This is a genomic window from Streptomyces chiangmaiensis (assembly GCF_036281785.1).
GTDB lineage: Bacteria > Actinomycetota > Actinomycetes > Streptomycetales > Streptomycetaceae > Streptomyces > Streptomyces chiangmaiensis.
The window spans coordinates 12,456-29,398 of the sequence record NZ_JAYWVC010000100.1; the positions used below are offsets into that span (position 1 = coordinate 12,456).

Annotated in this window: 18 protein-coding genes; all 18 read left to right on the forward strand. The window is 68.8% G+C overall.

All coding sequences use genetic code 11. The annotated features are described in order from the left end of the window. Positions 1–408: 408 nt before the first annotated feature. Positions 409–1,551, forward strand: a complete 1,143-nt coding sequence (locus VXC91_RS25305) for an LCP family protein (RefSeq protein WP_329509632.1) — start codon at positions 409–411, stop codon at positions 1,549–1,551. A gap of 179 nt (positions 1,552–1,730) precedes the next feature. Next, positions 1,731–1,952, forward strand: a complete 222-nt coding sequence (gene rpmE / locus VXC91_RS25310; protein WP_103838593.1) for a 50S ribosomal protein L31 — start codon at positions 1,731–1,733, stop codon at positions 1,950–1,952. A 146-nt stretch (positions 1,953–2,098) separates the two neighbouring features. Then, positions 2,099–3,166 (forward strand): peptide chain release factor 1, encoded by a 1,068-nt coding sequence (gene prfA, locus VXC91_RS25315; protein ID WP_329509633.1) that lies wholly within the window; start codon positions 2,099–2,101, stop codon positions 3,164–3,166. Positions 3,167–3,192: 26 nt separating this feature from the next. Next, positions 3,193–4,038 carry a peptide chain release factor N(5)-glutamine methyltransferase gene (gene prmC / locus VXC91_RS25320; RefSeq protein WP_329509634.1) on the forward strand — a complete coding sequence of 282 codons (846 nt, stop codon included), beginning with the start codon at positions 3,193–3,195 and terminating at the stop codon, positions 4,036–4,038. Positions 4,039–4,093: 55 nt separating this feature from the next. Beyond that, positions 4,094–4,741: an L-threonylcarbamoyladenylate synthase gene (locus VXC91_RS25325; protein ID WP_329509635.1), complete on the forward strand. Its 648-nt coding sequence runs from the start codon at positions 4,094–4,096 to the stop codon at positions 4,739–4,741. Next, on the forward strand, positions 4,738–5,406 hold the full coding sequence (locus VXC91_RS25330) for an arsenate reductase/protein-tyrosine-phosphatase family protein (protein WP_329509636.1): 669 nt from the start codon (positions 4,738–4,740) through the stop codon (positions 5,404–5,406). The genes VXC91_RS25325 and VXC91_RS25330 overlap by 4 nt, the downstream gene beginning before the upstream one ends. 125 nt (positions 5,407–5,531) lie before the next feature. After that, on the forward strand, positions 5,532–6,773 hold the full coding sequence (locus tag VXC91_RS25335) for a serine hydroxymethyltransferase (protein WP_329509637.1): 1,242 nt from the start codon (positions 5,532–5,534) through the stop codon (positions 6,771–6,773). Between the two features lie 127 nt (positions 6,774–6,900). Next, complete coding sequence (locus tag VXC91_RS25340) at positions 6,901–8,235, forward strand: MraY family glycosyltransferase (RefSeq protein WP_329509638.1); 1,335 nt, start codon at positions 6,901–6,903, stop codon at positions 8,233–8,235. 296 nt (positions 8,236–8,531) lie between these two features. Next, positions 8,532–8,969: a hypothetical protein gene (locus tag VXC91_RS25345; protein ID WP_329509639.1), complete on the forward strand. Its 438-nt coding sequence runs from the start codon at positions 8,532–8,534 to the stop codon at positions 8,967–8,969. Positions 8,970–9,242: 273 nt separating this feature from the next. Beyond that, positions 9,243–10,013, forward strand: coding sequence for a F0F1 ATP synthase subunit A (atpB, locus tag VXC91_RS25350; RefSeq protein ID WP_329509647.1), 771 nt, complete (start codon positions 9,243–9,245; stop codon positions 10,011–10,013). Between the two features lie 76 nt (positions 10,014–10,089). Beyond that, entirely contained in the window at positions 10,090–10,335 is a 246-nt protein-coding gene (atpE, locus tag VXC91_RS25355; protein WP_059130009.1) for an ATP synthase F0 subunit C, read from the forward strand. 39 nt (positions 10,336–10,374) lie between these two features. Beyond that, positions 10,375–10,926, forward strand: coding sequence for a F0F1 ATP synthase subunit B (locus VXC91_RS25360; protein ID WP_329509640.1), 552 nt, complete (start codon positions 10,375–10,377; stop codon positions 10,924–10,926). Continuing rightward, positions 10,923–11,738, forward strand: a complete 816-nt coding sequence (locus tag VXC91_RS25365; protein WP_329509641.1) for a F0F1 ATP synthase subunit delta — start codon at positions 10,923–10,925, stop codon at positions 11,736–11,738. Before VXC91_RS25360 ends, VXC91_RS25365 begins: the two co-directional genes overlap by 4 nt. 115 nt (positions 11,739–11,853) lie before the next feature. Next, positions 11,854–13,446, forward strand: coding sequence for a F0F1 ATP synthase subunit alpha (gene atpA, locus VXC91_RS25370; protein WP_329509642.1), 1,593 nt, complete (start codon positions 11,854–11,856; stop codon positions 13,444–13,446). A gap of 21 nt (positions 13,447–13,467) precedes the next feature. Next, the gene (locus VXC91_RS25375) at positions 13,468–14,385 is read left to right on the forward strand and encodes a F0F1 ATP synthase subunit gamma (RefSeq protein ID WP_329509643.1); all 918 of its coding nucleotides are present in this window, start codon (positions 13,468–13,470) and stop codon (positions 14,383–14,385) included. Continuing rightward, a complete protein-coding gene (gene atpD, locus VXC91_RS25380) occupies positions 14,385–15,821 on the forward strand; it encodes a F0F1 ATP synthase subunit beta (RefSeq protein ID WP_329509644.1) in 1,437 nt (478 codons plus the stop codon). Before VXC91_RS25375 ends, atpD begins: the two co-directional genes overlap by 1 nt. Positions 15,822–15,997: 176 nt before the next feature. Further along, a complete protein-coding gene (locus VXC91_RS25385) occupies positions 15,998–16,372 on the forward strand; it encodes a F0F1 ATP synthase subunit epsilon (RefSeq protein WP_329509645.1) in 375 nt (124 codons plus the stop codon). Positions 16,373–16,502: 130 nt separating this feature from the next. Continuing rightward, positions 16,503–16,943, forward strand: a 441-nt coding sequence (locus VXC91_RS25390; protein WP_329509646.1) for a DUF2550 domain-containing protein, incomplete at its 3' end; no start/stop codon positions are given.

Genomic DNA, 16,943 nt, shown 5'->3' on the forward strand with positions numbered 1-16,943 from the left:
AGGGCCGTTCCCGCCGTCATCCGGCGGGGCGGCCCTCTGTGCTGTGCGGACGCCGGGCACCGGCCCGGCCCCTCCGTGGATGCGCCTGAACGAGATGTTCGCCACAGAGATCAGTGTCGGTACCGGTTTCCGGTACTACGCCCTCTGCGGGTGAAACCCCAGGTGAGCCGCGTTCCCCGGCGAGCTGCGGTCACACGCTGCGACCATCCGCCCACGAGGTGGGCACCGTGCGTCGTGCAACCCTTGCTCCGGTTCCTCCGTCTGACCGTACGGAGCGACCATGGAGCGATGGGGATCCCAGGGGGTCCCGCGGCTCGACGCAGCCGAATGCTCCGGACAGGCTCGCCACTGACCAGGCGTGACCCTGAATACAGGGGGTACCCGACCGGGACGAGGACTGAGGAGCACATGCCTGCCGAGAGCACGCCGGACGCCGGCATAGCCGACGAAGCCGCGACGCCGCCCGGGCCACGAGGCCCGGCCAAGGGCCGCCGCCGCAAGCCCCGGGGCAAGGGACACCGGGCCCTCCTCGTCACGGCCTGGACCGCCGCAGGCATCGTGGTGCTCGGCGGCACCGGTGTCGGCTACCTGTACTTCAAGCTCAACGGCAACATCAAGAGCGTCGACATCAATCAGGCCCTCGGCACCCACCGGCCCGCGAAGGTCGACAACGGCTCCGAGAACATCCTGGTCCTGGGCTCGGACACCCGCTCCGGCAGCAACAAGAAGCTCGGCGGCGGAACCGACGGCGGCAGCGCCCGCTCCGACACGGCCATGATCGTGCACCTTTACAAGGGCCACAAGCAGGCCAGCGTGGTCTCCGTCCCGCGCGACACCCTCGTCGACCGCCCGGAGTGCACCGACAGCAAGGGGAACACGCAGCCGGCGGCCTCGGGCGTGATGTTCAACTCCGCGTACTCCACCGGTGGTGCCGCGTGTGCCGTGAAGACCGTGGAGTCGATCAGCGGCATCCGCATGGACCACTACGTCGAGGTGGACTTCGAGGGCTTCCAGAAGCTGATCGACGACCTCGGCGGCGTCCAGGTGTCCACCACCAAGGACATCGACGACCCGGACAGCCACCTCGCCCTCAAGGCCGGCACGCACACCCTCGACGGCCAGCAGGCGCTCGGGCTGGTCCGCACCCGGCACGGCGTGGGCGACGGCTCCGACCTGGGCCGCATCCAGCTCCAGCAGGCCTTCATCAAGGCGCTGGTCAACCAGGTCAAGCAGGTCGGCATCCTGACCAGCCCGACCAAGCTGGTGGACCTGGCCGACACCGCGACCAAGGCCGTCACCACCGACTCCGATCTGGCCTCCGTCAAGGCCCTGGCGTCCTTCGCCACCGGGCTGAAGGGAATCAGCTCGTCCCACATGAACATGGTGACGATGCCGGTCCGGTACGACCCGGTGAACCCCAACCGGGTCCTGGAGGAGAAGGCCAAGGCGCGACTGATATGGGACGCCTTGAAGAACGACAAGCCGATCCCGGCGAGTGCGGCGCGGGGCACGGCGACCGGCGAGGCCAAGGGCGTCGTGACGTCGTCCTGAGCCCGGCGGGGCCGTCTGCGGCAGGCGCCGCCGAGCCCGGTCACGGCTGGGAATAGATCACCTGTGCCCCCGGTTTTGGGGGATGCGGTCAGTCCTGGCAGACTGGTACGTCGGCTCCGGTTCACGCTCCCGCATCCCGCGTCTGCGACCCGGCGCCCTCCCGAAACCTAGGAGACACCTTGAAGCGCGACATCCACCCCGCGTACGTCGAGACGCAGGTCAGCTGCACCTGCGGCGCGTCGTTCACCACTCGCAGCACGATCGAGTCCGGCACCATCCGGGCCGAGGTCTGCTCCGAGTGCCACCCGTTCTACACGGGCAAGCAGAAGATCCTCGACACCGGTGGCCGTGTGGCCCGCTTCGAGGCCCGCTTCGGCAAGGCTGCCGCTGCCAAGAAGTAGCGAGCCCACAGCGCCGGTCTCCGGTGCTCCCGTTTTCACGCACGGAAGCGGGGGCGCCGGGACCGGCGCTTTGCGGTGCAGCCACAGTTCGTCGTACGTACGTCCCCATCGCCCGGCCGGGCGGGGGACATCCCAGGGAGTCGGAGATGTTCGAGGCGGTCGAGGAACTGGTCGGTGAACACGCCGACCTGGAGAAGAAGCTGGCGGATCCGTCGGTCCACGCCGACCAGGCCAACGCGCGCACGCTGAACAAGCGCTACGCCGAGCTGACCCCGATCGTCGCCACCTACCGCTCCTGGAAGCAGACCGGCGACGACGTCGAGACGGCACGCGAACTGGCCGCGGACGACCCGGACTTCGCCGCCGAGGTCAAGGACCTGGAGAGGCAGCGCGAGGAGCTGACCGAGAAGCTGCGTCTGCTGCTCGTCCCGCGCGACCCCAGCGACGACAAGGACGTTATCCTCGAGATCAAGGCGGGTGCGGGCGGCGACGAGTCCGCCCTGTTCGCGGGCGATCTGCTGCGTATGTACCTGCGCTACGCCGAACGCGTCGGCTGGAAGACCGAGATCATCGACTCCACCGAGTCCGAGCTCGGCGGCTACAAGGACGTCCAGGTCGCCGTGAAGGCCCGTGGGGCACAGGAGCCCGGCCAGGGCGTGTGGGCCCGTCTGAAGTACGAGGGCGGGGTGCACCGAGTGCAGCGCGTGCCCGCGACGGAGTCCCAGGGCCGTATCCACACCTCCGCGGCCGGTGTGCTGGTCACGCCGGAGGCGGAGGAGGTCGACGTCGAGATCAACCCGAACGATATTCGTATCGACGTCTACCGCTCCTCCGGCCCCGGCGGCCAGTCCGTCAACACCACCGACTCCGCCGTGCGCATCACGCACCTGCCGACCGGGGTCGTCGCCTCCTGCCAGAACGAGAAGAGCCAGTTGCAGAACAAGCAGCAGGCGATGCGTATTCTGCGCTCCAGGCTGCTCGCCATGGCGCAGGAGGAGGCGGAGAAGGAGGCCGCCGACGCCCGCCGCAGCCAGGTCCGCACCGTCGACCGCTCCGAGAAGATCCGCACGTACAACTTCCCGGAGAACCGCATTTCGGACCACCGCGTCGGCTTCAAGGCCTACAACCTGGACCAGGTCCTGGACGGCGACCTCGACGCGGTGATCCAGGCCTGCGTCGACGCGGACTCGGCCGCCAAGCTCGCAGCCGCGTAAGGCACGTACACAACCGGAGGACCAGCGTGAACCTGCTGCTCGCGGAGGTGGCCCAGGCCACCCAGCGGCTGGCCGACGCCGGCGTGCCCTCGCCGCGCAACGACGCGGAGGAGCTCGCCGCCTTCGTGCACGGCGTCAAGCGGGGCGAGCTGCACTCCGTGAAGGACTCGGACTTCGACGCCCGGTACTGGGAGGTCATCGCCCGCCGCGAGGCCCGCGAACCGCTCCAGCACATCACCGGGCGTGCCTACTTCCGGTACCTGGAACTCCAGGTGGGGCCCGGCGTGTTCGTCCCCCGTCCGGAGACCGAGTCGGTGGTCGGCTGGGCCATAGACGCCGTGCGGGCGATGGACGTGGTCGAGCCGCTGATCGTGGACCTGTGCACCGGCTCGGGCGCCATCGCGCTCGCCTTGGCGCAGGAAGTGCCGCGCTCCCGTGTGCACGCCGTGGAGTTGTCCGACGAGGCGCTCCTGTGGACCCGCAAGAACATGGAGGGCTCCAGGGTCGACCTGCGCCAGGGCGACGCCCTGGACGCCTTCCACGACCTCGACGGCCAGGTCGACCTCGTGATCTCCAACCCGCCGTACATCCCGCTCACCGAGTGGGAGTACGTCGCGCCGGAGGCCCGGGACTACGATCCGGAGCTCGCCCTGTTCTCCGGCGAGGACGGCCTCGAGCTCATCCGCGGCCTGGAGCGCACCGCACACCGGCTGTTGCGCCCCGGCGGAGTCGTCGTCATCGAGCACGCCGACACCCAGGGCGGCCAGGTGCCGTGGATCTTCACCGAGGAGCGGGGGTGGGCCGACGCGGCCGACCACCCCGACCTCAACAACCGCCCCCGCTTCGCGACGGCCCGCAGGGCGCTGCCGTGAGCACCCCGAAGACTCCCTTTCCGCAGCAGTACGTGTACGAGGAGGCCAGCTGAAGATGGCACGGCGATACGACACCAACGACGCGACCGACCGCACGACCGGTCTGCGTGAAGCCGCGTCCGCCGTCCGCCGTGGCGAACTCGTGGTGCTGCCGACCGACACCGTGTACGGCATCGGCGCCGACGCGTTCTCCTCGGAGGCCGTGGCCGACCTGCTTCAGGCCAAGGGCCGGGGCCCCAACATGCCCACGCCCGTCCTCATCGGCTCCCCGAACACCCTGCACGGCCTCGTCACGGACTTCTCCGAGATGGCCTGGGAACTGGTCGACGCGTTCTGGCCGGGCGCCCTCACGCTCATCGCGAGGCACCAGCCGTCCCTGCAGTGGAACCTGGGGGACACCCGTGGCACGGTTGCCGTGCGCATGCCGCTGCACCCGGTCGCCATCGAACTGCTGACCGAGGTCGGTCCGATGGCCGTCTCCTCCGCGAACCTGACCGGCCACCCGGCGCCGGAGAACTGCGACGCCGCCCAGGAGATGCTCGGCGACTCCGTCTCCGTCTACCTGGACGGCGGCCCGACTCCCGGGAACGTCCCGTCCTCGATCGTCGACGTCACCGGCAAGGTGCCCGTCATGCTGCGGGCCGGTGCCCTGTCCGCGGACGAGCTGCGAAAGGTCGTACCCGACCTCGAGGTGGCGAATTGACAGCCCCTGACGCGGGGCGTGGCATAGGCAACGGGGACGAGACGGGGACCTTCGGGCTTCCCCGCGACACTTTCCGCATCCTCCACGTCAGCACCGGCAACGTGTGCCGCTCGCCGATCACCGAGCGGCTGACCCGGCATTTCCTCGCGGACCGGCTCGGCGACCCCCTGTGGGGCGGGCTGATCGTGGAGAGCGCAGGCACCTGGGGCCATGAGGGCGCACCCATGGAGGCGAACGCGGCGGCGGTCCTCGCCGACTTCGGCGCGGACGCCTCCGGCTTCGTCGGCCGTGAACTCCTGGACGAGCACGTCATCCGGGCCGACCTGGTGCTGACCGCGACGCGCGACCACCGTGCCCAGGTGATCTCCATGGGTCATTCGGCGGGTCTGCGCACCTTCACCCTGAAGGAGTTCACCCGCCTCGTGCGGGCGATAGACACGGCCACGCTGCCTCCGCTGGAGGACGGTGTGGTCGCCCGCGCCCGTGCCCTGGTCCGGGCGGCTGCGGCCCTGCGCGGCTGGCTCCTCGCCCCGACGGCGGAGGCGGACGAGGTCTACGACCCGTACGGGGCCCCGCTGACGTTCTTCCGGTCGGTCGGGGGCGAGATCCACCAGGCGCTGGAACCGGTCGTGACGGCGCTGACGGGAGTGCCCACCCGGGCCTGACCGGGTGATACCGCCGGCCCGGAACGGGTGCGGTGCACCTGCGTGGACGCATCGACACGGCGCCCCGGGCACCCCGGGCCTACATTGGACGTACGTTTCCGATGCGCGGATCCCCGGAGCCCACCATGGCGGTCACGCACACCCTCGAGGCCGACGTCCTGCGTCGGCAGGACCCGGAGCTCGCCGACATCCTCCTCGGAGAGCTCACCCGGCAGTCGACGACGCTGCAGCTCATCGCCGCCGAGAACTTCACCTCGCCGGCGGTGCTCGCCGCCCTCGGCTCTCCGCTCGCCAACAAGTACGCCGAGGGGTATCCCGGCGCCCGGTACCACGGCGGGTGCGAGATCGTCGACGTCGCCGAGCGCATCGCGGTGGACCGGGCGAAGGCCCTCTTCGGGGCCGAGCACGCGAATGTGCAGTCGCACTCGGGATCGTCCGCGGTGCTGGCCGCGTACGCCGCGCTGCTCCGACCCGGCGACACCGTGCTCGCCCTGGGGCTGCCGTACGGCGGCCACCTCACCCACGGCTCGCCCGCCAACTTCTCCGGCCGCTGGTTCGACTTCATCGGCTACGGGGTCGAGGCGGACTCCGGGCTCATCGACCACGAGCAGGTGCGCGCCCTCGCCCGTACGCACCGTCCCAAGGCCATCGTGTGCGGGTCGATCGCCTACCCGCGCCACATCGACTACGCCTTCTTCCGGGAGGTCGCCGACGAGGTGGGCGCGTACCTCATCGCGGACGCCGCCCATCCGATCGGGCTGGTCGCCGGGGGAGCGGCGCCCAGCCCGGTACCGTACGCCGACGTGGTCTGCGCCACCACGCACAAGGTGCTGCGCGGCCCGCGCGGCGGCATGATCCTGTGCGGGAGCGAATTGGCGGAACGCGTGGACCGGGCGGTCTTCCCGTTCACCCAGGGCGGCGCTCAGATGCACAGCATCGCCGCCAAGGCGGTCGCCTTCGGGGAGGCCTCGACGGAGGCCTTCGCCGCGTACGCCCGCCAGGTGGTGGCCAACGCCCGGCGGCTCGCTGCGGATCTGGGCGCCGCGGGGCTGGCGATCACCACCGGTGGCACCGACACCCATCTGCTGACCGTGGACCCCGCCGCGCTCGGGGTGGACGGCCGCTCCGCACGAGGGCGGCTCACGGCCGCCGGCATGATCCTGGACACCTGTGCGCTGCCCCACGGCGACGCCCGCGGCCTGCGCCTGGGCACCGCCGCGCTGACCACGCAGGGCATGGGCGAGGCCGAGATGTCGTACATCGCCGCACTCTTCGTGTCCGTGCTGCGCGACGAGGTGGACGGCAGGAAGGCGCGTGAAGAAGTGCGGGAGCTGGCCGGCAGATTTCCGCCGTATCCCGGCTGGTAAGGGGCAGGTGCAACGGAGTGCACAGCCGAACGTGCAACCATCATCGCTACCCGGTTGTCCTCAACCATATGCGCGCGAAGCTAGGGTGTGGTGCTGAGGACGTTCAGCGAGACCTGTGGGGAAGCCAGTGCGTGAATACCTGCTGACGCTCTGCATCACGGCCGCGGTGACGTATCTGCTGACTGGGCCGGTACGCAAATTCGCGATCGTGGCCGGAGCCATGCCGGAGATCCGGGCCCGTGACGTGCATCGGGAACCGACTCCCCGGCTCGGCGGTATCGCCATGTTCTTCGGCCTGTGCGCGGGCCTGCTGGTCGCCGACCACCTCGAGAACCTCAACGAGGTCTTCGCCAAGTCGAACGAGCCCCGGGCACTGCTGTCGGGGGCCGCGATCATCTGGCTGATCGGCGTGCTGGACGACAAGTTCGAGATCGACGCCCTGATCAAGCTGGGCGCCCAGATGATCGCCGCGGGCGTGATGGTCATGCAGGGTCTGACGATCCTGTGGCTGCCCGTCCCGGGCGTCGGCACGGTCTCGCTCACCCAGTGGCAGGGCACCCTGCTGACCGTGGCGCTGGTCGTCATCACGATCAACGCGGTGAACTTCGTCGACGGTCTCGACGGCCTCGCCGCCGGCATGGTGTGCATTGCGGCGGCCGCGTTCTTCATGTACGCGTACCGAATCTGGTACGGCTACGGGCTGGAGGCGGCGGCCCCCGCGACCCTGTTCGCGGCCGTCCTGATGGGCATGTGCCTGGGCTTCCTGCCGCACAACTTGCACCCGGCGCGGATCTTCATGGGCGACTCGGGTTCGATGCTGATCGGGCTCGTGCTGGCCGCGGGGGCCATCTCGATCACCGGCCAGGTGGACCCGGACGCGATGAACCTGTTCTACGGTTCCGAGCGCGAGACGGTCCACCAGACCGTCCCGGTGTACATCCCGCTGCTGCTGCCGCTGACGATCATCGCGGTCCCGGCCGCCGACCTCGTGCTCGCGATCGTGCGCCGCACCTGGCGCGGCCAGTCGCCGTTCGCCGCGGACCGCGGGCATCTGCACCACCGGCTCCTGGACATCGGGCACTCCCACAGCCGGGCTGTGCTGATCATGTACTTCTGGGCGGCGCTCATCTCCTTCGGGGCCCTGGCGTACTCGGTGAACTCGGCGTCCTTGTGGATCGTGCTCGGCATCGTCGCACTGAGCGCGTTCGGCCTCGTCCTGCTCCTGCTGCCGAGGTTCACTCCCCGTGCCCCGCGCTGGGCCGAGAGCTTCGTCCCGCCGCGCTACCGGCGCAGCAGCAGCTGCGCGGCCGAGGCGCCGGTCGCGGCCGCCGCATGCGGGGCGGGGGACCAGCCGGAGCCCGAGCACGAGCAGCTCACCCCGATCACCGCGGGCGTCAACGGGGCGACGGCCATCGGTAGCCGGGTCCGCCTGGACCGACGCAAGGCCGAGTCGTCCCGGTGACGTACAGGTAAGAATCTGACTGACGCATTGCCGACCCGTGAGGGCCCAAAGGGCTTCAATACCAGACAAGTCGCCCTAGCGCCTGCGCAGACGGGCGTGTTCACCCTCATGTGTGACGGCGGGCACACCGCCTAGGTAAAGACCACATCAAATAGTTTGTGATACCGTTCACGAGAACCCCGGGAACGAGCCGATGGACCCGGTGAGATGGACCCTCGGTGCGAGGACCCTACTCGGCCCGGGACTACGCTCGTCCATGACGACACCCTGCCCCCTTTGAATGCGGAGTTGCCGCCATGCCGTCCAATGACGCCCGGAACCTACTGCTGACCGCTGTGCCCACAGCGGCCGTCGGCGTGATCGCCGTGGCCGTGAGCGGTGCGGTCGCGGGGGGCAAGGGAGCGCTCGGCGCGGCTGTCGGTGTGGTGCTGGCCATCCTCTTCATGGGGATCGGCCTGTACGTCCTGCAGTGGACGGCGAAAACGCTCCCGCATCTGTTCCAGGCCATGGGCCTGATGCTCTACGTCGCCCAGCTCCTACTGCTTCTGATCTTCGTGGGCCTCTTCAAGGACACGACCATCTTCAATGCGAAGGCGTTCGCCCTCTCGCTCGTGGTCGCGACCGTCGTGTGGATGGCCTCGCAGGCACGTGCGCACATGAAGGCCAAGCTGTTCTATGTCGACCCGGACTCCCAGGAGCGCGAGAAGTCCCAGAAGGCGGGCTCCGCGTCGTGAGGGGTAGGGCCGGGATAAAGACGTGTGAGAGATCCTGCTATCGTCCGGTGCCAACTGCGGCATCGCGGGCGCGGGCACTTGAGCTGACGCCTGCTCAATCGCGAGGCTCGATGGCCCCAAGCCGCCCCCAGATCCGTAACACCAGTCCGGTGCCGATCCGCGGCTGCGCGCCGCGCCGACACAACGAGGTTGCCGTACCCATGCGTCACGCCGAAGGAGCCCGCGGTGAGTGCTGACCAGACCCAGCTCGCCTTTGACTGGAGTTGTCGGGTCCTGTCCGACAACGGGTGCGGTTTCCCGGCCCCGGGCCTGCAGTCCTTCATGTTCAAGCCGCTCGCCACGGTGGGGGGCTTCGAGTTCAACAAGGTGATGCTGCTCGCCCTCCTCGCCACCCTGGTCATCGTCGCCTTCTTCTGGGCCGCCTTCGGCAAGGCCAAGGTCGTCCCGGGCAAGGTGCAGATGATCGGCGAGGCCGGCTACGACTTCGTGCGCCGTGGCATCGTGTACGAGACCCTCGGCAAGCGGGAGGGCGAGAAGTACGTCCCGCTCATGGTCTCGCTGTTCTTCTTCATCTGGATCATGAACGTCTGGTCCGTGATCCCGCTGGCCCAGTTCCCGGTGTCGTCGGTCATCGCCTACCCGGCAGTACTCGCCGCGGTCGTCTACATCACGTGGGTGGTGCTGACCTTCAAGAAGCACGGCTTCGTCGGCTTCTTCAAGAACGTCACCGGCTACGACAAGTCGCTCGGCGCCGTGCTGCCGCTCGTCATGGTCATCGAGTTCTTCTCGAACCTGCTGGTCCGCCCGTTCACGCACGCGGTGCGACTCTTCGCCAACATGTTCGCCGGCCACCTGATGCTGGTGATGTTCACCGTGGCCTCCTGGTACCTGCTGAACAGCTGGCTGGTCGTGGGCGCCGGTGTCTCCTTCGTGATGACGATGGCCATGATCTGCTTCGAGCTCTTCGTCCAGGCCGTCCAGGCGTACGTCTTCGTGCTTCTCGCCTGCTCCTACGTTCAGGGCGCTCTCTCCGAGCACCACTGATCCGTACCACCCCGCCAACCTCGAGACGTCCGGTGGCCAACCCCCACCGGTCCATGAAAGAGAAGGAAGAACCGGCATGTCCGCTCTTGAGACCCTCGCCGCCACCGCTGGTGTCCACGGCTCCGTCGGCTCGATCGGCTACGGCCTCGCTGCGATCGGCCCCGGCATCGGCGTCGGCATCATCTTCGGTAACGGCACGCAGGCCCTGGCCCGCCAGCCCGAGGCTGCCGGTCTGATCCGTGCCAACCAGATCCTGGGCTTCGCCTTCTGTGAGGCGCTCGCCCTCATCGGCATCGTTATGCCGTTCGTGTTCGGTAAGTAATCAGCTCTTACCCGACACGAATCGACGAAAGGCACTGATGTGATCGCCAACCTGGTACAGCTGGCGGCCGAGGAGACCGAGCAGAACCCGCTCGTCCCCCCGGGCCCGGAGCTGCTCGTCGGCACCATCGCCTTCGCCATCGTGTTCTTCTTCTTCTGGAAGAAGCTGCTTCCGAACATCAACAAGGTTCTGGAGGAGCGTCGCGCGGCGATCGAAGGCGGTATCGAAGAGGCCGACGCCATGAAGGTCGAGGCCCAGAGCGTCCTTGAGCAGTACAAGGCCCAGCTCGCCGAGGCCCGGCACGAGGCCGCGCGTCTGCGCCAGGAGGCGCAGGAGCAGGGTGCCACCCTCATCGCCGAGATGCGGGCGGAAGGCCAGCGGCAGCGTGAGGAGATCGTCGCCGCCGGTCACACGCAGATCGAGGCCGACCGCAAGGCCGCCGCTCAGGCACTGCGGCAGGACGTCGGCACGCTGGCCACCGAGCTGGCCGGCAAGCTCGTCGGTGAGTCCCTCGAGGACCACGCCCGGCAGAGCCGCGTCATCGACCGCTTCCTCGACGAGCTCGAGGAGAAGGCCGAGGCCGCGCGATGAACGGAGCGAGCCGCGAGGCCCTGGCTGCCGCACGTGAGCGTCTGGACGCGCTGACGGACTCGACGTCCGTGGACGCTACGCAGCTCGCCGACGAGCTGGCCGCCGTCACCGCGCTGCTCGACCGCGAGGCGTCGCTGCGTCGGGTTTTCACCGACCCGGCGCAGCCCGGTGAGGCCAAGGCCGAACTGGTCCAGCGCCTGCTCGGCGCCCAGGTCAGCGGGCCGACCGTGGACCTGGTGTCCGGCGTGGTGCGTACCCGCTGGTCGCAGCCGCGCGACCTGGTGGACGCGCTCGAGGAGCTGGCGAACCTCGCCGACCTCACCGCCGCCGAGAAGGCGGACGCGCTCGACGACGTGGAGGACGAGCTGTTCCGGTTCAGCCGGATCGTCTCCTCGGACACCGGGCTGCGTGCCGCGCTGACCGACCGGGCCGCGAGCACCTCGGCCAAGATCGAGCTGCTGCGGCGGCTGATCGGCGGTCGTGCCAACGTGACGACCGAGCGTCTGGTGACGCGCCTTGTGACCGCGCCGCGGGGACGTAGCCTGGAAGCGGGACTCGAGTCCCTGTCCAAGCTCGCTGCCGCGCGCCGTGACCGCATGGTCGCCGTCGTCACCTCGGCGGCGCCGCTGAGCGATACCCAGAAGCAGCGCCTCGGTGCCGCACTGGCCAGGCTCTACGGCCGCCAGATGCACCTCAACCTGGACGTGGACCCCGAGGTCCTCGGCGGGATCCGGGTGCAGGTCGGCGACGAGGTCATCAACGGTTCGATCGCGGACCGGCTCGGGGACGCCCGCCGCCGCATGGCGAGCTAGCAGCAACTCCATACGCAGTACAACGGCCCGAGTTGGGCCGTGCAGAGGATTCCTGGGGGTCGCCCCCAGACCCCCACAGAAACTTCGGGCCCAACAAGGAGAGCAGGGAACCCAGATGGCGGAGCTCACGATCCGGCCGGAGGAGATCCGGGACGCGCTGGAGAACTTTGTCCAGTCGTACAAGCCGGACGCGGCCTCGCGCGAGGAGGTCGGTACGGTCACCCTTGCCGGCGACGGCATCGCGAAGGTCGAGGGTCTGCCCTCGGCCATGGCCAACGAACTGCTGAAGTTCGAGGACGGCACCCTCGGCCTCGCCCTCAACCTCGAGGAGCGCGAGATCGGTGCCATCGTCCTCGGTGAGTTCAGCGGCATCGAGGAGGGCCAGCCGGTGCAGCGCACCGGTGAGGTGCTCTCGGTCGCGGTCGGCGAGGGCTACCTCGGCCGTGTCGTCGACCCGCTCGGCAACCCCATCGACGGTCTCGGCGAGGTCGAGACCGAAGGCCGCCGCGCCCTCGAGCTGCAGGCCCCCACGGTCATGCAGCGCAAGTCGGTGCACGAGCCGATGGAGACCGGCTACAAGGCAGTCGACGCCATGACCCCGATCGGCCGTGGCCAGCGCCAGCTGATCATCGGTGACCGGCAGACCGGCAAGACCGCCCTGGCCGTCGACACGATCATCAACCAGCGTGACAACTGGCGCTCGGGCGATCCGAAGAAGCAGGTCCGCTGCATCTACGTCGCCATCGGCCAGAAGGGCTCGACCATCGCGTCGGTCCGCCGCGCGCTGGAGGAGAACGGCGCGCTGGAGTACACGACCATCGTCGCCGCCCCGGCGTCCGACCCGGCCGGCTTCAAGTACCTGGCGCCGTACACCGGATCGGCCATCGGCCAGCACTGGATGTACCAGGGCAAGCACGTCCTGATCATCTTCGACGACCTCTCGAAGCAGGCCGACGCCTACCGCGCCGTGTCCCTGCTGCTGCGCCGTCCGCCGGGCCGCGAGGCCTACCCGGGCGACGTCTTCTACCTGCACTCCCGTCTGCTGGAGCGCTGCGCCAAGCTCTCCGACGACATGGGCGCCGGTTCGATGACCGGTCTGCCGATCGTCGAGACCAAGGCCAACGACGTCTCGGCGTTCATCCCGACCAACGTCATCTCCATCACCGACGGCCAGTGCTTCCTGGAGTCCGACCTGTTCAACGCCGGTCAGCGTCCGGCCCTGAACGTCGGTATCTCGGTCTCCCGCGTCGGTGGCTCCGCCCAGCACAAGGCCATGCGCCAGGTCTCCGGCCGTCTGCGCGTGGACCTCGCCCAGTTCCGTGAGCTGGAGGCGTTCGCCGCCTTCGGTTCCGACCTGGACGCCGCGTCGAAGGCCCAGCTGGAGCGCGGTCAGCGCATGGTCGAGCTGCTGAAGCAGAACCAGTACGAGCCGATGGCCACCGAGGACCAGGTCGTCTCGATCTGGGCCGGCACCAACGGTCGTATGGACGACGTTCCGGTCACCGACATCCGCCGCTTCGAGCGTGAGCTCCTGGACTTCCTGCACCGCAAGCACCAGGGCCTCATGACCTCCATCAAGGAGGGCGCCAAGATGTCGGACGACACGATCCAGGCGATCGACGACGCCGTCGCGGAGTTCAAGAAGCAGTTCGAGACCTCGGACGGCAAGCTGCTCGGCGAGGACGTCCTGGCCGCAGCCGCCAAGTGACGTAAGGAAGGGACCTGACTCATGGGAGCTCAGCTCCGGGTCTACAAGCGTCGCATCCGATCCGTCAGCGCGACCAAGAAGATCACGAAGGCGATGGAGATGATCGCCGCCTCGCGCGTCGTCAAGGCGCAGCGCAAGGTGGTGGCGTCCACGCCGTACGCGACCGAGCTCACCCGCGCGGTCACGGCGGTCGGTACCGGCTCGAACACCAAGCACCCGCTGACCACCCAGGCCGAGACGGTGAGGCGGTCCGCGGTGCTGCTCCTGACGAGCGACCGTGGTCTGGCCGGCGCCTTCAACTCCAACGCGATCAAGGCGGCGGAGCAGCTGACCGAGCGGCTGGAGCGCGGGGGCAAGCAGGTCGACACGTACATCGTCGGCCGTCGCGGTGTCGCGCACTACAACTTCCGTCAGCGCAAGGTCACGGAGTCGTGGACGGGCTTCACCGACGACCCGACGTACGCGGACGCCAAGAAGGTCGCGGCTCCGCTGATCGAGGCCATCGAGAAGGAGACGGCGAACGGCGGCGTGGACGAACTCCACATCGTCTACACCGAGTTCGTCTCGATGATGACGCAGTCGGCGCTCGATGCCCGTCTGCTGCCGCTCAGCCTCGAGGAGGTGGCGGAGGAGACGCACGGCAAGGGCGAGATCCTGCCGCTGTACGACTTCGAGCCCTCGGCGGAGGACGTCCTCGACGCCCTGCTGCCGCGCTACGTGGAGAGCCGTATCTACAACGCGCTGCTCCAGTCGGCCGCTTCGAAGCACGCCGCCACGCGGCGGGCGATGAAGTCGGCCACCGACAACGCCGGGGACCTCATCGAGAACCTCACCCGGCTTGCCAACGCGGCCCGCCAGGCCGAAATCACCCAGGAAATCAGCGAGATCGTCGGTGGCGCCAGCGCCCTGGCCGACGCGACCGCGGGGAGTGACTACTAATGACCACCACTGTTGAGACGGCCACGGCGACGGGCCGCGTCGCGCGGGTCATCGGCCCGGTCGTCGACGTGGAGTTCCCCGTCGACGCGATCCCGGACATCTACAACGCCCTCCACGTCGAGGTCCTGGACCCGGCCAAGGAGGGGGAGAAGCGGACGCTGACCCTCGAGGTCGCGCAGCACCTGGGCGACGGCCTGGTCCGCACCATCTCCATGCAGCCCACCGACGGCCTGGTCCGTCAGGCCCCGGTCACGGACACCGGTGCCGCCATCTCCGTCCCGGTCGGCGACTTCACCAAGGGCAAGGTGTTCAACACCCTCGGTGAGGTGCTGAACGTCGACGCGACGTACGACGGTGAGCGCTGGCCGATCCACCGCAAGGCGCCGAACTTCGACGAGCTCGAGTCGAAGACCGAGATGTTCGAGACCGGCGTCAAGGTCATCGACCTGCTGACCCCGTACGTCAAGGGCGGCAAGATCGGCCTGTTCGGCGGCGCCGGCGTCGGCAAGACGGTGCTCATCCAGGAGATGATCTACCGTGTCGCCAACAACCACGACGGTGTCTCCGTGTTCGCCGGTGTCGGTGAGCGCACCCGTGAGGGCAACGACCTCATCGAGGAGATGTCCGACTCGGGCGTCATCGACAAGACCGCCCTGGTCTTCGGCCAGATGGACGAGCCGCCGGGCACCCGTCTGCGCGTGGCCCTCGCGGGTCTGACGATGGCGGAGTACTTCCGCGACGTGCAGAAGCAGGACGTGTTGTTCTTCATCGACAACATCTTCCGCTTCACGCAGGCCGGTTCCGAGGTCTCCACCCTGCTCGGCCGTATGCCGTCCGCGGTGGGTTACCAGCCGAACCTGGCCGACGAGATGGGTCTCCTCCAGGAGCGCATCACCTCGACCCGCGGTCACTCGATCACCTCGATGCAGGCGATCTACGTTCCCGCCGACGACCTGACCGACCCGGCCCCGGCCACCACGTTCGCCCACCTCGACGCGACGACGGTTCTGTCCCGTCCGATCTCCGAGAAGGGCATCTACCCGGCCGTGGACCCGCTGGACTCCACGTCCCGCATCCTGGACCCGCGTTACATCGCGCAGGACCACTACGACGCCGCCATGCGCGTCAAGACGATCCTGCAGAAGTACAAGGACCTCCAGGACATCATCGCGATTCTCGGCATCGACGAGCTCGGCGAGGAGGACAAGCTCGTCGTCCACCGGGCCCGCCGTGTGGAGCGCTTCCTGTCCCAGAACACCCACGTCGCCAAGCAGTTCACCGGCGTCGACGGTTCGGACGTCCCGCTGGAGGAGTCGATCGCGGCCTTCAACGCGATCATCGACGGCGAGTACGACCACTTCCCGGAGCAGGCGTTCTTCATGTGCGGTGGCATCGACGACCTCAAGAAGAACGCGAAGGAGCTGGGCGTCTCCTGACGGCCGCCTGCGGCGGGCCCACCCGGGTCCGTGACAGGTCTTGCTTCTTGGTGAGAGGGGTGGAGAAGCACCCCGTGGGCGCGTTCCCGCGGGGTGCGGTCCGCCCCTCTCCCCACGCCTACTAGAATTCAGACCAACACCCGGCGACCGCCGGGTGGTGACCCGAGGAGCCACCCTTGGCTGCTGAGCTGCACGTCGAGCTGGTCGCGGCCGACCGCAAGGTCTGGTCCGGCGAGGCCACCCTGGTCGTCGCGCGCACCACGTCCGGCGACATCGGCGTCATGCCCGGTCACCAGCCGCTGCTCGGTGTGCTGGAGTCGGGCCCGGTGACCATCCGTACGAGTGATGGTGGAACGGTCGTCGCCGCGGTGCACGGCGGTTTCATCTCGTTCGCGGACAACAAGCTGTCGCTGCTGGCCGAGATCGCCGAACTGTCGGACGAGATCGATGTCCAGCGCGCGGAGCGGGCGCTCGAGCGCGCGAAGGCGGAGGCCGACGCCTCCGCGGAGCGCCGCGCGGACGTTCGACTGCGTGCGGCGGCGTCGAGCTGACCACAGCGCGTACGAATGACGTGACACTCAGCCGCGGCTGGTGCCGGAGCAATCCGGCCCCGGTCGCGGCTGAGGCAAATCCGGGTGTTTTTTCCGTTCCGTTACCTAGGAGACGAGGAGGTCGGTGCCGATGGTCCTCGCTCTGACTGTGTGCGGAATCGTCGTCGCCCTCATGGTGGTGGGGCTGTTCGTCTTCGGTCTGCGCCGCAGGCTCATCCAGCGGTCGGGCGGCACCTTCGACTGCAGTCTGCGCTGGGGCGTCCCGGAGAAACCCGATACCAACGGCAAGGGCTGGAGCTACGGTGTCGCCCGCTACAACGGCGACCGTGTCGAGTGGTACCGCGTCTTCTCCTACGCCCCGCGCCCGCGCCGCGTCCTGGAACGTTCGGCGATCGAGGTGGCGGGCCGCCGCGACCCGGAGGGCGAGGAGGAACTGGCCCTGCTCTCCGACGCGGTGATCCTCGCCTGCCGGCACCGGGGCACGCGCCTGGAACTCGCGATGAGCGAGGACGCGCTGACCGGATTCCTCGCCTGGCTGGAGGCGGCCCCGCCCGGACAACGGGTGAACGTG

Excerpts from the sequence above, each read along its gene's own strand:
- VXC91_RS25345 (WP_329509639.1), top strand. The coding sequence starts at position 8,532 with ATGCCGTCCAATGACGCCCGGAACCTACTGCTGACCGCTGTGCCCACA.
- VXC91_RS25365 (WP_329509641.1), top strand. The coding sequence starts at position 10,923 with ATGAACGGAGCGAGCCGCGAGGCCCTGGCTGCCGCACGTGAGCGTCTG.
- prfA (WP_329509633.1), top strand. The coding sequence starts at position 2,099 with ATGTTCGAGGCGGTCGAGGAACTGGTCGGTGAACACGCCGACCTGGAG.
- atpD (WP_329509644.1), top strand. The coding sequence starts at position 14,385 with ATGACCACCACTGTTGAGACGGCCACGGCGACGGGCCGCGTCGCGCGG.
- VXC91_RS25305 (WP_329509632.1), top strand. The coding sequence starts at position 409 with ATGCCTGCCGAGAGCACGCCGGACGCCGGCATAGCCGACGAAGCCGCG.
- VXC91_RS25325 (WP_329509635.1), top strand. The coding sequence starts at position 4,094 with ATGGCACGGCGATACGACACCAACGACGCGACCGACCGCACGACCGGT.
- VXC91_RS25335 (WP_329509637.1), top strand. The coding sequence starts at position 5,532 with ATGGCGGTCACGCACACCCTCGAGGCCGACGTCCTGCGTCGGCAGGAC.
- VXC91_RS25375 (WP_329509643.1), top strand. The coding sequence starts at position 13,468 with ATGGGAGCTCAGCTCCGGGTCTACAAGCGTCGCATCCGATCCGTCAGC.
- atpA (WP_329509642.1), top strand. The coding sequence starts at position 11,854 with ATGGCGGAGCTCACGATCCGGCCGGAGGAGATCCGGGACGCGCTGGAG.
- atpE (WP_059130009.1), top strand. The coding sequence starts at position 10,090 with ATGTCCGCTCTTGAGACCCTCGCCGCCACCGCTGGTGTCCACGGCTCC.